General features: G+C 71.7%; 11 protein-coding genes. 6 read left to right on the top strand and 5 right to left on the bottom strand.

What is annotated here, in order from left to right; genetic code table 11:
* Nucleotides 1-80: 80 nt before the first annotated feature.
* The gene (locus ACFY7C_RS35830) at nt 81-962 is read left to right on the top strand and encodes an ABC transporter substrate-binding protein (RefSeq protein WP_389659522.1); all 882 of its coding nucleotides are present in this window, start codon (nt 81-83) and stop codon (nt 960-962) included.
* Between the two features lie 28 nt (nt 963-990).
* Here ACFY7C_RS35830 and ACFY7C_RS35825 read toward each other — a convergent pair whose 3' ends face one another.
* The 5 genes from ACFY7C_RS35825 to ACFY7C_RS35805 form a co-directional block, all read right to left on the bottom strand.
* The gene (locus ACFY7C_RS35825) at nt 991-1,380 is read right to left on the bottom strand and encodes a MerR family transcriptional regulator (RefSeq protein ID WP_389659626.1); all 390 of its coding nucleotides are present in this window, start codon (nt 1,378-1,380) and stop codon (nt 991-993) included.
* Between the two features lie 155 nt (nt 1,381-1,535).
* On the bottom strand, nt 1,536-2,270 hold the full coding sequence (locus ACFY7C_RS35820; RefSeq protein ID WP_389659519.1) for a hypothetical protein: 735 nt from the start codon (nt 2,268-2,270) through the stop codon (nt 1,536-1,538).
* Nucleotides 2,270-2,587, bottom strand: a complete 318-nt coding sequence (locus ACFY7C_RS35815) for a hypothetical protein (RefSeq protein WP_389659516.1) — start codon at nt 2,585-2,587, stop codon at nt 2,270-2,272. The genes ACFY7C_RS35820 and ACFY7C_RS35815 overlap by 1 nt, the downstream gene beginning before the upstream one ends.
* Complete coding sequence (locus tag ACFY7C_RS35810) at nt 2,584-7,677, bottom strand: caspase family protein (RefSeq protein WP_389659513.1); 5,094 nt, start codon at nt 7,675-7,677, stop codon at nt 2,584-2,586. The genes ACFY7C_RS35815 and ACFY7C_RS35810 overlap by 4 nt, the downstream gene beginning before the upstream one ends.
* A 72-nt stretch (nt 7,678-7,749) precedes the next feature.
* Nucleotides 7,750-8,532, bottom strand: a complete 783-nt coding sequence (locus tag ACFY7C_RS35805; protein WP_389659510.1) for a hypothetical protein — start codon at nt 8,530-8,532, stop codon at nt 7,750-7,752.
* A 533-nt stretch (nt 8,533-9,065) separates the two neighbouring features.
* On the opposite strand from ACFY7C_RS35805, the gene hemL reads away from it, so the two are divergent.
* The 5 genes from hemL to ACFY7C_RS35780 all read left to right on the top strand — a co-directional run bounded on the left by hemL (nt 9,066) and on the right by ACFY7C_RS35780 (nt 14,010).
* Nucleotides 9,066-10,373: a glutamate-1-semialdehyde 2,1-aminomutase gene (hemL, locus tag ACFY7C_RS35800; protein ID WP_389659507.1), complete on the top strand. Its 1,308-nt coding sequence runs from the start codon at nt 9,066-9,068 to the stop codon at nt 10,371-10,373.
* Entirely contained in the window at nt 10,370-11,056 is a 687-nt protein-coding gene (locus ACFY7C_RS35795) for a histidine phosphatase family protein (protein ID WP_389659504.1), read from the top strand. Before hemL ends, ACFY7C_RS35795 begins: the two co-directional genes overlap by 4 nt.
* A gap of 227 nt (nt 11,057-11,283) precedes the next feature.
* Complete coding sequence (locus ACFY7C_RS35790) at nt 11,284-12,537, top strand: hypothetical protein (RefSeq protein ID WP_389659501.1); 1,254 nt, start codon at nt 11,284-11,286, stop codon at nt 12,535-12,537.
* 128 nt (nt 12,538-12,665) lie between these two features.
* Entirely contained in the window at nt 12,666-13,271 is a 606-nt protein-coding gene (locus tag ACFY7C_RS35785) for a TlpA family protein disulfide reductase (RefSeq protein WP_389659498.1), read from the top strand.
* Nucleotide 13,272: 1 nt separating this feature from the next.
* On the top strand, nt 13,273-14,010 hold the full coding sequence (locus tag ACFY7C_RS35780; RefSeq protein WP_389659495.1) for a cytochrome c biogenesis CcdA family protein: 738 nt from the start codon (nt 13,273-13,275) through the stop codon (nt 14,008-14,010).
* Nucleotides 14,011-14,018: the final 8 nt, after the last annotated feature.

The following is a 14,018-nucleotide window of genomic DNA, read 5'->3' as shown; positions in this document are numbered from 1 at the left end:
GCCCTCTTGTGCGGGTCGGGGAAGCGCTCCAAGGTGGGGACCGGGAGAGGGAGATTTCCGGCCGGGGAGGGAGCAGCCGCATGTCGGACGCCAGGGGCACGGGCGGTGCGCGGGAGTGGGGATTCACGGACGATCTGGGTGCGGCCCTGACGGCCGCGCGCCGACCGGAACGGGTGGTCGCGTACGTACGGGCCGGGGCCGCCCTGCTCGACCTGGGGGTGCGGCCGGTCGCGGTCTACGGGTCCGGGCACGACGCCGATCGGCTCGATCCGGTCAAGGCGGGCGGTCTCGCGGCGGCGGGAGTGCCCTACCTGGGGCCCGGGCGGGCCCTGGACGAGGCGCGGATACGGGGGCTCGGCGGCGTCGACCTGGTGGTGGACGTGACGTACGACGGCAAGAGCCCGTACGCGGTGGACGGGGCGCTCGCCGAGCGGCTCGGGGTGCCGCTCGCCGCGCTGGCCGTCGGCAACGAGCTGACGTTGGGGGCGATCGTCGACCGTTTCGCCGCGCTCGCCGGGGCGCTGGGGGCGGAGGCCGACGCGGGCGCGAGGAGCACCGGACGGCTGGGCGACGCGGAGGCCGCGGTGCGGGCCGCGGCGGCCCGTACCGGGGCGACCGTTCTCGCGCTGTCCGGCGCCGGTCCGGAGCAGGTGCACCTGGCGCGACCGCACGCCTGGCCGGAGCTGGCGCGGCTCGCGGAGCTGGGCGTCCGGTTCGTCGACCCGGGGCCGGGACCCGGGGCGAGCTGGCTGACCACCGACTGGGAGCACGCCGTCGGGCTCGGCCCGGACCTGGTGCTCTTCGACAGCCGGGCCAACGCGGTGCCACCGCACGCGGTCCCGCCGGGTGCCCGGCTGGCCCCCTGGAACCCGGAGACCCCGCCCAGCCCGGCCGCCTGCGCCCGGTTCTTCCAGGACCTGGCGGCGGCGCTGGGGGACGGGGACGGGGGCGGCGAGCCGTAGTCCGTACGCCGACGGGTCCCGGGTGGGGCTACGGCAGTCGGGCCCGCAGCGAGTTCGCGAACTCCTCCGCCCGCGCCAGCTGGGCGCGGAGTTCCGCGACGCGCTCGGCCGCGGCCTGCTCGTAGCCACGGACGCGGGCGACGAGGGCGGCCCGGACGGCGGGGTCGAGCTCGCCCGGGGTGTCGGGCACGTCGGCGGCGAGGCGGTCCACGGCGGTGAGGAGGTCGCGGGTCTCGTCGAGGGTGAAGCCGAGGGGTTTCATCCGGCGGATCACCATCAGGCGGGCCACGTCGGCGTCCGTGTACAGCGGGAAACCGCCTTCGGAGGCCGCGGACGGGACGACGAGGCCGCTGTCCTCGTACTGGCGGATGGTGCGCAGGGACAGTTCCGTCCGTGCCGCGACCTCGCCGATCTGCATGGGGCGCACAGTGCTGGTGCTCACCGCATGTCCTTCCCTCGTACCGCACATCACATCCGATTTGTCCTCACTTCATCACTTATGAGGACCGGAAGTGTGGTGAAACGCCTGGGGAGGTGGCGGAGGGCCCCGTTCAGCAGTCGTCCCGTACCCCCTCAGCCGTCCTTCGAGCAGGAGTCGACGGGGGTCGCGCTCACCGCCTGAGTGCCCCAGTCAAGCCGCCGCAGGGCGTCCTTCCCGTCCTTGCCGTCCTTCTCGCCCTTGGATTCCTTGGCGTCCTTGCCGCCGGCCGGCTTCACCTTCACGGTGATGCCCTCGGCGTCCAGTTCCACCAGCTCGCCGCACACCACCCCGTCACGCGTGTGCACCGACACCGACGCGCCGCCGCCCTTGTCGGCGGACGGCGCCACCCAGGTCGTCATCACACCGGCGGCGGTCGCGAGGACGCCGGCCACGGCGAGCCAGCGCGCCCGGTTCACCAGGACGGCCACCCGTGCGCTCTCCTCCGACTCCCACGCGAGGAGTTGCTCGCCGTCGGCGGCCTTCAGCTCGTCGCCCGGGCGCCCGTGGGCCGCCGAGGCGGCCGTGAACGCCGAGAACAGCAGGGCCAGCAGCCCGCAGGCCATCATCACGACGACCGCCGTGCGGTAACCGGTGGGCAGTTCGGCCACGTTCTCGCGCCCCTTGAGCACGAGGACGGCGGCCAGCAGCGCGGTCGCGGTGGCGAGGAAGTTGCGCCAGCCCTCGGCCTGGTGCCGGGCGATCCCCAGCTGCGACTGGAGCATCTCGAACAGGCGCTGCTGCGCCGCGTCCCGGGCGGCACGGGCCGTCAGACGCGGCGGAGGGGGAGGCGGGGGCAGGGGCGGGGTAGAGGGAGGAGGCGTGCTCATCAGAGAGCACCCTCCTCGGGGAGCCGCACCGTCCAGCAGGCCCCGCACCCGTTGCGCTCGTCCGCTTCCCTGTGCGTGATCCGGCACTCGCAGTCGACCGTCCGGTCCCGGTTCGCCTGCGGCTTCTTCCGGCCCCAGGGCAGACCCTTGGTGACGGTGCCGGGCACGATGTCGACCAGCGACTTGTCCGTGCGATGCCCGCAGACCGGGCAGGTGCCCGTGGCCACGAGGAATCCGCCGTCCCGGTGCCAGGCGAGGTCCCCGGGCGGAGCGACCCGCTGCTCCCGGTACGGCTTGTCGTCGTCGGGGGTCGTCATGCGGGGGCCTCCAGATCGGTACGGGCGGGGTGGGGCGGCGGCGGCATGTGCAGGCCGAACAGCGGGGCGTAGAAGGTGAGCCGTTCCCGTACCTGCGCGGGCGTCAGCTCGGTCTCCTCCGACGACAGCTGTACGTGGTCCTCCGACACCTCGCCCGCGACGGCCGGCTCCCGGCCGGTCAGATGCCGGCTGAGGAGGATCACGTCCTGCCAGTCCGGCTCGTAGCTGTCGTCCTCGGGCTCGGGGCAGGCCAGGGTGAGGCCGTAGCGGGTGTAGGGGGCGAGGGCCCGATAGGTGGAGCGCAGGCCCTTCTCCAGACGGACGGCGGTGGTGACGAGCGCGAGCGGGGTGACGGTGCCTTCGCTGAGGGGCGCGTAGAAGAGCAGGCGCTCGAGGACGGGGTCGCGGTCGGCCGGTTCGGCGCCGATGTCCTCCCGGTAGGGGACGTGGGGGGCGCCGAGGGATTCGTACGCGCGGAGGCGGGTTGCGGCGGTGTCGAGGGAGTAGTCGAGGTCGATGGCGTAGCGCACGATCTGCCGGTGGGTGAGTTCGGTGCGCCACTGGCACGAGCTGTCGGTGAACAGTGCCATGAAATCCGCGAGCTCCGGTTTCAGGTCACGTGCTTCGGCGGGGACGTCGTCGACGCTGATGCCGTACGGCTCGGCTTCGGCGCGCAGCTGGTCGGCGAGCTCGCCGACGGAGGACCGGCGGGCAGCGGCGAACGTGATCAGGAAGCGGCCGTCCACCCGGTCGGACGTGTCGGGGAACGGGGCCTGGAAACCCCAGCTCTGACCTTCCCGTCCTTCGACGTTCCTGTCCGGCTGGACCAGGAGTCGCAGGGGTGGCACCTCGCCCTCCAGCCGGGCACGGACCGCGCTCGGGGCGTTCACGACCACGCCCCCGGCCTCGGCGAGTGCGGTCAGCGCACTTGCCTCGGAATCCGCCGACCCCGAGTCCAGCCGGTGCTGAAGGGCGCGCAGCACGCTCCACACGCTGAGAGGTCCGTGTGGCGGTTGTAGGCCGGCTCCGAGGAACTGCCACCAGGAGGGCGCCTTCACGGACGCCAGCGGTCCGGGTGAGACCTCGGGCAGGCCGAGCCGCCTGAGGGTGTCCCGCATGATCGCGGCCGTCGTCCCCACATCGGGGTCCGCGCGTTCGGCGGAGAGACGGACCAGGTCCAGCAGACCGAAGGGGTTGTGGAGACCGCTGAGGGGGAGGTGCAGGTGGCGCACGTCGTCGTCCGACAGGAAGGCATCGTCGAACGTCCCGCTGAGCTCGTAGCCGAGGGCCGCGTACGTCTTGCCGACGGCGGCGACCTCCGTGGTCACCGAGCGCGTGCGCTTGGCCGCGTAGGCGGCGACGGTCGGGGTGATCAGACGAGGAAGGCTGTCGAGTCCCGGCACGGATTTGCCGGTCACGATCCTGTGTTCGTGCGGGGTCGGGATGTGAGAACCGAGCTCCCCGAGGACGGGCGGCTCGGGTAGAAGGGCGTCGAAGTCCCCCAATCGCCCGAGGCGTTCGGCCAGCTGTCCGAGCGGCATGCCGGTGGCGACGCCGACGTCGATCAGATCTGCCTGTACAGGCGCCTGGGTCGGGTCGTCCGTCGCGTACTTCGGCTGGCCGTCGTGGATGTACGCCGAGTACAGCATGGTCGCGAGGCCGTCGCCGGTCATGTGGTCCAGGGCCCGGATGTCCGCTGCTTCCGGGATGTGTACCCCTGCGACGGCGTACCGGCGCAGACCCCGCAGAGTCGCGCGGAGGCTCAGCCCACTGGATGCCGAGGCGCGGAGTGCGGCTGTTCCGGGACACCACCGGCTGTATCCCTCCGCCGAAAGGAACACCAGGGCGTCCAGGGGCGCCGGTGTGGGATAGCCCTGGGGGCGGCCGATGCCGGGGCTGAACGCGTTCTTGTACGGGGTCTCCGTCCCCACCAGGCTGTTCCGCCACTGCAGGAACAGCTGTGAGCCCTGGTGCAGTTCGTCGACTTCGTAGATCGAGACGTCGACGTAGGTGTCGGCGTCCATCGGAAGACACCCCAGGGCCGAGAGGGGCTGCAGGCGCTGCGCGGAGTACACCGGCTTCTGGAACCACTGGTTCACGTCCATGGACGCCTCCGTGTCCAGCAGCCGGCGCACCACCAGCTCGGTCGCGTGTGTGTCGCTCTCAGCGAGCTTCCACAGCCAGTCCAGCGGCATCGGATCCCACAGCAGAAGGTCGTCGACGGCGGCCCGCAGGTCCTCGGCGGCCGCGCCGCGGTCGAAATACTGCAGACGGTTGCGGTCGGCGGTGAGCTTCGCCCCGTGCCGGCGCCGCAGGTTGATGACGTAGCCGTACGGATGGTCGTCGTGCCGGACGCGGACGCCGTCCACGAGCCGCGCGCCCTGCGCAGGTACCCACCACACGTTGCCGTCCTCCTGGCGGCGGGGCAGCGGGACTGCGCCCGGGACCCGTAGCTGGCCGGCCGGCCAGTGGGCCTCTTCGCCCTCACCGGACAGGCCGTCGACCACGGCGATGTTCACGTCGCTGTACCAGACCTCGTCCCGCAGCACCTTCACCAGCGACGGCGGATCCGCGCAGAACTCGGGGCGCAGGTACAGGCGGACGCGGGTGCCCAGTCCGATGTCGTCGGTGCGGGTGATGTGCATGAGGCCGGAGTCCGCGACGACGTCGACGCGGTGGCCGCTCTCGCCGGCGGCGGCGACGCCGTTCGCGCTGGCCGGGCGGGTGGAGACCTGGATCGCCTCGGCCAGCATGAAGTAGCTGAAGACGCCGATGCCGAAGCGGCTGTTCTGTTCGGGGACGATGCCCCTGCGGCGCCAGCGGCGCATCTCGCGGATGCGGGCCGGGGACTGTTCGTAGCGGCGGCCGGCGCGGGCGAAGAGGTCGCGGAGCTCCTCGACGGTCATGCCGATGCCGGCGTCCTGGCACTCGATGTAGAGCCGGCCGTCGGCGGTGTCGCGGCCCAGGGTGAAGATGATGGTGTAGTCCGCGAGCGGCTTGATGTGTGAGGGGTCGATCTCGTGCACGGCCGCCGCGTAGTCCTGGCGGGCCTGGCGGCGGCGGCAGGCGTCCAGCGCGTTCTGGTAGAGCTCGCGGACGGCGAGGGTGCGGTCGCCGTAGAGCTGGGTGCCCATGATCAGGGGTTTGACGCCGTCCTCGGAGAGCTGGAAGCGCGGGGGCGGGGCGTCGTAGGCGCTGAGCCGGGCGGGGGCGAGGGAGTCGGTGCTGACGTGCTGGGGCAGCGCCGCGTACAGGTCCTCGTTGGGGGTCGCCTTCGTCAGGCTCCGTACGGCGGCGACGACGGAGTCGACCTGGCGCTCCAGGGCCACGTGGAGCGCGGCGTTCTCGCAGGCGGAGTACAGGGTCAGGTCGGTGGGGTTGCCGGCCTCCATGAAGTCGCTGTTCGCCACCTGCCGGACCACGGCCTCCGGTTCCACGCGCAGGTGGGTCACCCCGAGGTGGTCGATGACGATGCCGTCCAGCAAACGGGGGTCGATGGCGAGGAGTTCGGCGATGTGCAGCAGTCCGGCCAGCTGGCGGGGCCGCCACTTGCAGGCGAACAGGCCCAGGCGGGTGGACAGCTGGTCGTCCCAGTCCTTGCCGTCGGGTGCGACGGGCCCGGGGCGGCTGCGCATCTGCATGACGACCTGCTGGAGGGCCGTGCCCAGCTGCTCGGAGGCGTGCCGCGGGGCCTTGCGGCCCTGGTAGGCGGCGAGCACGGCCGCGTCCGTCAGCAGCCTCATGACCGTGGACAGGCTCTGCAGCGCCCCGACGGTCTCCTGGGTGCCGGTGGAGGCGTCCCACAGCTGGTCCCAGTCGGCGAGCAGCTGGTGCCGCAGCCACTGTTCGGTGGCCCGGGCGGCGCCCGGGTCCGCCGGGTCGTCGGGGTCGGGGCGGGTGCGCAGCCGTTCGCGCTTCTCGTCGATCTGCTGGTACGCCCTGCGGACGTCGGTCATGTCCTCGGCGAGGTTGCCGCGGAAGGTGCCGGATGTGAGGTCCACGGTGCCCTCGGGCACGCCGTACGGATCGTAGAGCTCGGCCAGCGCCCGGCGCCCGCACGCGATCGCCGCCTCGCGGACGAAGGGGGCGGCGAGGAGCGTGACGGTCTCCAGCGGACTCAGCCTGCCGCCCTGGTCGGTGGCGGGGACGAGGCGGTCGAGCTGGGCGAGGACACGGCTGGGGAAGGCGCGGTCCTCCCAGGGGTCGCGGCCGGCCTTCTTCGGCTGCCCGGCGTCGGCGCGGATCTTGAGGACCTCGTCGATCAGCCGGTCCAGGAGGTCCTGGAGGGCGCCCTTGTCCAGGCCGTCGGCCGTCACCCGCCGCCACAGGCCCGAGGCGCGGACGTCCGCCTTCCACCGGTCGAGGGCGGGATCGAAGGCGCAGATCCGGTGCCCGGCCCGGGGGGAGTCGCCGGGTGCGGGACCCAGCCAGCGGAACTCCGGCCGGTGGTCGTGGCCGTGGGCCTCGGCGATCTCCCGGGCCCGCACGCGCACGTGGTGGATGACCTCGGCGACCGTGCTCACCGAGGAGTCCGGGGACAGGGCTTCGGCGAGCGCGCGGCCCATGAAGCTGCCCGCCTCGGTGCCCATGGCCTCCTGGCCGACGGCGCAGGCGTGGACCAGGACGACGTGGTCGAGCGGCATGTCCGCGGTGGCGGGTTCGAGGGGCGTCCGCCAGGTGGTCCCGAGACCCTCGTCCGCCTCGTCGCGGCACGCGTCCAGGCACACCATCACCGTGGCCCGGCTCCTGAGCTGCTCCAGCAGATAGTCCGGCCTCGTGTGCACGAGCTGCTGGCCACCGGAGGCGCGGTCGGCGCCGCTCGGTACGAGGTGGTCGCCGCCGCGGCGCCGTACGCCGTGCCCGGAGAAGTAGACGAGGGCGAAGTCCTCGTCCTCGCTCTTCTGCAGCAGGTCGTTGATCGCGGCGTAGATCCGGTCCCGGGTCGTCGCCTCCGGCGTGTCGAGGACCGTCACGTCCGACTCGGCGTAACCCGAGCCGAGCAGCGCGTCCCTGATCCGCTCCACGTCCCCGGCGGTGAAGCCGAGGTCCTCCTCCGGCACGGCGATCAGCAGTGCCCGTAACGCGCCCATAGTGGAGCAGTCCCCCCGGTTCCCCCGGTCCGTCGTCAGCAGAGGGGAATTATGGCAGGCGCCGCCGCCGGGTCAGGGCCAGACGAGGCAGTACGGCTGGTGGCCGGCCTCGTGCAGGCGATGGCTGAAGTCCTGCCATTCGTGGAGCAGTTGGTACACGTTGAAGGCGTCCTGCGGGCCGCCGCGGTCAGGGACCGTGGACCAGATGAAGGCGGCGGCACCGACCGATTCCTCGCCGATGCCGCGGAGCGGGTCGACCACGGTCATGGGGAGCTTCACCACGGCGTAGTCGGGGTGGAGGACGACCAGTTCCAGCGGGGGGACCTTGTGCAGGGGCATGCCCTGGATGCCGGTGAGGACCATCGCGGCTATGGTTTCCGGCTTGATCTTGGTGAACATGCCGCCCATGCCGAGTTCGTCGCCGCCGAGTTCCTCGGGGCGCATCGAGATCGGGACACGGGCCGCCGTCGCGCCGTCGGGCGCGCCGAAGTACTTGTACGTCACCCCCAACCGGCCACTCCCGCCACTTGCGCCGTTCTCGCCGCTTGCCCCGCTGGGGCTGCTCAGACCGTTCAGGCCGCCGAGGCCGCTGAGCCCGCTCAGACTGCTTCCGCTGATGCTTCCGGGACCGCTGATGCTTCCGGGGCCGGTCACGCCTCCGGTGCCGGTTCCGCCCTCCTGCGCCGGGCCCTCGATCGGCCCGCCGTCGCGGGCGCGGGCACGGCGGGCCCGGGACCTGGCCACCCGGGACGACTCGTCCAGGCCCCGGTCACGGTCCTGCGCCGGCTCGCTGGTCGGTGCTCCGGCCGGTGTGCCGGTGGCCCGGGGATCGACGGCCCGGGAATCGGGGGCCACGGACTCGGCAGGCCGCGGGTCGGCGGCGCGGGGCTCCGGAGCGCGTGACTCGGCCCGGGGGTCGGCCGGCTTCGGCTCCCCGCCCGCCCTGGGCTCACCCGTCCTCGGCTCGTTCGCCCTCGGCTCCTCCGTCCTCCGGCGCCGGTGCCTCCCTCGCCGGACAGGCTCGGGACCCAGGTCGTCAGTCCCCTCGCCCGGTCCGCCACCGCGATGCATATCTCCACCCGACTGCTGTTCCAGACCGCACGTCCGCGCCACGCGGCCCGATCATCGTGACAGTGACCTCCCCCGCGCTCGTGCGGTGAAACACCTGTCCGCAAGATCGCCGTGGCCTCTGACACCATGGATTCCGTGAGCCATCCCTATGACGCCCCAGTTTCGCAGACGCGGAGGACAGACGCCCTGGTGTAGTTCACAGGATGCCCACACCGTCCCCACCCGTCTCAGCCGTTCCCCGTCCCTCTTCGTCCCTCCCCAGCCGTTCCCCGTCCGCTCCTCCGTACCCGACGTCGTACTCGCAGGTCAGGATCACAGTGCCGTATTCATACGAAGCCCCAGTCTCACAGACGCTTTTCGACCGCGCCTCCCTTGTGACGCCCGGCGGCGTGAACTCTCCGGTGCGAGCCTTCCGGGCCGTGGGCGGTACGCCCCGGTTCATGGTGTCCGGTACCGGTCCGTACCTCACCGACGCGGACGGTCGCGAGTACGTCGACCTGGTCTGCTCGTGGGGTCCGATGATCGTCGGGCACGCGCACCCGGAGGTGACCGCGGCGGTGCAGGCGGCCGTGTCGCGCGGGACCTCCTTCGGAACGCCCGGCGAGGGCGAGGTCGCGCTCGCCGAGGAGATCGTCGCGCGGATCGAGCCGGTCGAGCAGGTGCGCCTGGTGTCCTCCGGCACCGAGGCGACGATGTCGGCGATCCGGCTCGCCCGCGGGTTCACCGGCCGCGCCAAGGTGATCAAGTTCGCCGGCTGCTACCACGGGCACGTGGACGCGCTGCTCGCCGCGGCCGGCTCCGGTGTGGCCACCTTCGGGCTGCCCGACACGCCCGGCGTGACGGGCGCGCAGGCCGGCGACACCATCGTGCTGCCGTACAACGACCTGGAGGCGGTGCAGGAGGCGTTCCACCGCCACCCGGGCGAGATCGCCTGTGTGATCACCGAGGCCTCGCCGGGCAACATGGGCGTCGTCCCGCCGCTGCCGGGCTTCAACCAGGGCCTGAAGGACGCCTGCGCCAAGAACGGCGCGCTGTTCATCTCCGACGAGGTCATGACCGGTTTCCGCACCTCGCGGGCCGGCTGGTACGGCGTCGACGGCGTGAAGCCGGACCTGATGACCTTCGGCAAGGTCATGGGCGGCGGCTTCCCGGCCGCGGCCTTCGGCGGCCGTGCCGACGTGATGGGCCACCTCGCCCCGGCCGGCCCGGTCTACCAGGCGGGCACCCTGTCCGGGAACCCGGTCGCGACCGCCGCCGGGCTCGCGCAGCTGCGGCTGCTCGACGAGGCCGCGTACGACAAGGTGAACGCGGTGTCGAAGGAGATCCAGGGCCTGGTCACGGAGGCGCTGTCCAAGGAGGGCGTGGCGCACCGGCTGCAGACCGCGTCCAACATGTTCTCGGTCTTCTTCACCTCCACCGAGGTGCGCGACTACGAGGACGCGAAGAAGCAGGAGGCGTTCCGCTTCAACGCCTTCTTCCACTCGATGCTGGCGGACGGCGTGTACCTGCCGCCGTCGGCCTTCGAGTCGTGGTTCGTGTCGACCGCGCACGACGAGCGGGCCGTGGAGCGCATCGCCGCCGCGCTGCCCGCCGCCGCCCGCGCGGCCGCGGAGGCGACCGCATGAGCGGCGCGAAGGGCGACATCACCGTCGTCCACCTGATGCGGCACGGCGAGGTGCACAACCCGGACGGGATCCTCTACGGCCGCCGCTCCGGCTACCACCTGTCCGAGCTCGGCCGGCAGATGGCCGACCGGGTCGCCGAGCACCTGGCGGGCCGGGACATCACCCGGGTCGTCGCCTCCCCGCTGGAGCGGGCGCAGGAGACGGCGGCGCCCATCGCCAAGACGCACGGCCTGGGCCTGGTCACCGACGAGCGGCTGATCGAGGCGGGCAACGTCTTCGAGGGCAAGACCTTCGGCGTGGGTGACGGGGCGCTGCGCAAGCCGGGCAACTGGAAGCACCTGACCAACCCGTTCCGGCCGTCCTGGGGCGAGCCGTACATCGAGCAGGTCGTGCGGATGATGGCCGCGCTGGACGCGGCGAAGGACGCGGCCCGCGGGCACGAGGCGGTCTGCGTGAGCCACCAGCTGCCGATCTGGATCGTGCGCAGCTTCGTGGAGCGGCGCCGGCTGTGGCACGACCCGCGGCGCCGGCAGTGCACGCTGGCCTCGCTGACCACGTTCACGTACCGGGGCGACAGGATCGTGTCGGTCGGATACAGCGAGCCGGCCCTGGACCTCGTGCCGGAGCACCTGCGCGCGGGCGCCAAGCCGGTCAAGGGCAGGGCCAAGGCCTTCGGGGCGTAGGCGCGACCGCCCGGTCCGGGCGGAGGCGGCGAATCCGGTCCGGGGCGTAGACGCCGGGACCGGACCGGGAGTAGAAGACCCTCAGGGGCGGTCGGACGACCGTGAGTCGTCCGACCGCCCCTGAAATTTTTGTGCTATTCCCCGGAACCTCCGTGTTCCTCCCCGCATCTCACTCAATGTCGGTTTGGATGACGTTCAGGTCATGTGTCAGTACGAATGGGGATGTCATGCGCGGGATCAACCGAAGGGGTCTGCTCGGGGCGGGCGTTGGTGCCGCCGCGGCCATGGGACTGGCCGCCTGCACCGGAGGAAACCAGGACAAAGGCGGGCCTTCCGGTCCCGGTAAGGGTGGTGACGCCACGGGCGGTCCGAGCACCCCCGCCACCCCCACCCAGGACGACGGCCGGCCGATCGGCGACGGTTCCACCGCCGACACCGGCAAGCAGCCGAACCAGCCCGACGCGCCCGTGCCGCTCGAACCGGGCCAGACCCCGCCGCAGTTCGTGATCTTCTCCTGGGACGGCGCCGGCGAGGTCGGCAACGGCCTCTTCCCGCGCTTCCTCCAGCTCGCCAAGGACCACGACGCGGCGATGACCTTCTTCCTCTCCGGGCTCTACCTCCTGCCCGAGTCGAAGAAGCACCTCTACCGCCCGCCGAACAACCGCACCGGCGCCTCCGACATCGGCTACCTCACCGACGACCACATCAAGGACACCCTCAAGTACGTCCGCCAGGCCTGGCTCGAAGGCCACGAGATCGGCACCCACTTCAACGGCCACTTCTGCGGCGGCTCCGGCTCCGTCGCCCACTGGACCCCCGCCGACTGGCAGAACGAGATCGACCAGGCCGTCGGCTTCGTCACCAAGTGGAAGACCCACAGCGGCTGGACCGACCTCGACCCGCTGCCCTTCGACTACACCAAGGAGCTCGTCGGCGGCCGCACGCCCTGCCTGCTCGGCCAGGACAACCTGCTGCCCACCGCCAAGCGCCTCGGCTGGCGCTACGACGCCAGCTCGCCCGGCGGCCGTCAGATGTGGCCGGTCAAGCGCCAGGGCGTCTGGGACCTGCCGCTGCAGGCCGTGCCCTTCCCCGGGCGCTCCTTCGAGGTCCTGTCCATGGACTACAACATGCTCGCCAACCAGTCGAAGAACTCGACCAAGGGCATGCCCTCGCGTTATCCGGGCTGGCGCAAGCAGGCCACCGGGGCCTACCTGTCCGGCTTCCGGCGCGCGTACGAGTCCAACCGCGCCCCCTTCTACATCGGCAACCACTTCGAGCAGTGGAACGGCGGCATCTACATGGACGCCGTCGAGGAGGCCCTGAAGGGCATGGCCGGCAAGAAGGACGTCCGGCTGGTCTCCTTCCGGCAGTTCGTGGACTGGCTGGACGTCCAGGACCCGAAGATCCTCGCCAGGCTCCGTACCCTCGAGGTCGGCCAGTCCCCGGCGGGCGGCTGGAACGCTTTTCTCAAGCCGGCGTGACCACCCGCGTGACCACTCGCGCGATCACCCGCGTGACCGCCTTCGGCTTAACCGATCTTGACAAGGGGCGTTACGGGCACGTAGGGGGGTGCCCAAGATCCGCGAAACGCCCATGCGAAACTTTTCACATGAGTCCTCGCCGCGCACCCCGCCGCGCCCTGCTGACGGCCGGAGCCCTCGCCGCCGCGCTCGCGCTGACCGCCTGCAGCTCCGACTCCAAGGGCAAGTCGGGAGGCGGCGGTGACACCAACTTCGTGACCAACACGGGCGGTATCGCGACCGTCGCGAAGGGCGAGCGCCGCCCGGTGAACAAGATCGCGGGCGAGACCCTCGACGGCAAGCAGCTGGACGTCGCCGGCCTCAAGGGCAAGGTCGTCGTCCTCAACGTCTGGGGCTCCTGGTGCAGTCCGTGCCGAGCCGAGGCCCCCCACTTCGCGAAGGTCTCCGAGGAGTACAAGGCGAAGGGCGTCGAGTTCGTCGGCCTCAACACCCGCGACTTCAAGAAGCAGGACGCGGTCAACTTCGAGGCCGACTACGGCGTCACGTACCCGAGCCTCTACGACCCGGCCGGGAAGATCATCCTCAGCGGCTTCCCCAAGGGCTCGCTGCCGCCCCAGGCCATCCCCTCCACCATCGTCCTCGACAAGGACGGGAAGATCGCCGCGCGTTCCCTCATGGCGCTCGACGAGGCGAAGCTGAAGTCCATGATCGACCCGCTGGTCGCGGAGAAGTGACGTGAACGAGACGGTCTTCAGCGGAGCGCTCCTGCTCGCCCTGCCCATCGCCGTGCTCGGAGGACTCGTCTCCTTCTTCTCGCCCTGCGTGCTGCCGCTCGTCCCCGGCTACCTGAGTTACGTGACCGGCGTCACCGGCACCGACCTCGCCGAGGCCCGCCGGGGCCGGATGGTCGCCGGGGCCGGCCTCTTCGTGCTCGGCTTCTCCGCGGTCTTCGTCTCCGGCGGCGCCCTCTTCGGTTACTTCGGCTGGACCCTCCAGGCGCACCGCGAGATCCTCACCACCGTCCTCGGCATCCTCATGATCGTCATGGGTGTCTTCTTCCTCGGCCTCATGCCCTGGTTCACCCAGCGCGAGTTCCGCTTCCACAAGAAGCCCGTCACCGGCCTCGTCGGCGCGCCCGTGCTCGGCGCGCTCTTCGGCATCGGCTGGACCCCGTGCATCGGCCCCACCCTCGCCTCCGTGCAGGCGCTCGCCGCCGAACAGGCCAGCGCCGGCCGCGGCGCGCTGCTGACCGTCGCGTACTGTCTCGGTCTCGGGCTGCCGTTCGTGCTCACCGCCGTCGCCTTCCGCAAGGCGCTCGGCGCGTTCGCCTGGGTCAAGAAGCACTACACCTGGGTGATGCGGATCGGCGGCGGGATGATGATCCTCACCGGCGTTCTGCTCCTCACAGGTGCGTGGGACAGCATGGTGTCCACGATGCAGGGCTGGTCCAGCGGTTTCACGGTGGGGATCTGAGAGTTCCG

This window comes from Streptomyces sp. NPDC012769, assembly GCF_042901205.1.
GTDB lineage: Bacteria > Actinomycetota > Actinomycetes > Streptomycetales > Streptomycetaceae > Streptomyces.
Note: the sequence above shows the minus strand (reverse complement) of the source record. Positions and strands in the feature narration are given on the sequence as shown.

What these genes read in the sequence shown, in the direction of transcription:
- ACFY7C_RS35830 (WP_389659522.1), top strand. Translation starts at nt 81, where the DNA reads ATGTCGGACGCCAGGGGCACGGGCGGTGCGCGGGAGTGGGGATTCACG.
- ACFY7C_RS35825 (WP_389659626.1), bottom strand. Translation starts at nt 1,380, where the DNA reads ATGCAGATCGGCGAGGTCGCGGCACGGACGGAACTGTCCCTGCGCACC.
- ACFY7C_RS35820 (WP_389659519.1), bottom strand. Translation starts at nt 2,270, where the DNA reads ATGAGCACGCCTCCTCCCTCTACCCCGCCCCTGCCCCCGCCTCCCCCT.
- ACFY7C_RS35815 (WP_389659516.1), bottom strand. Translation starts at nt 2,587, where the DNA reads ATGACGACCCCCGACGACGACAAGCCGTACCGGGAGCAGCGGGTCGCT.
- ACFY7C_RS35810 (WP_389659513.1), bottom strand. Translation starts at nt 7,677, where the DNA reads ATGGGCGCGTTACGGGCACTGCTGATCGCCGTGCCGGAGGAGGACCTC.
- ACFY7C_RS35795 (WP_389659504.1), top strand. Translation starts at nt 10,370, where the DNA reads ATGAGCGGCGCGAAGGGCGACATCACCGTCGTCCACCTGATGCGGCAC.
- ACFY7C_RS35790 (WP_389659501.1), top strand. Translation starts at nt 11,284, where the DNA reads ATGCGCGGGATCAACCGAAGGGGTCTGCTCGGGGCGGGCGTTGGTGCC.
- ACFY7C_RS35785 (WP_389659498.1), top strand. Translation starts at nt 12,666, where the DNA reads ATGAGTCCTCGCCGCGCACCCCGCCGCGCCCTGCTGACGGCCGGAGCC.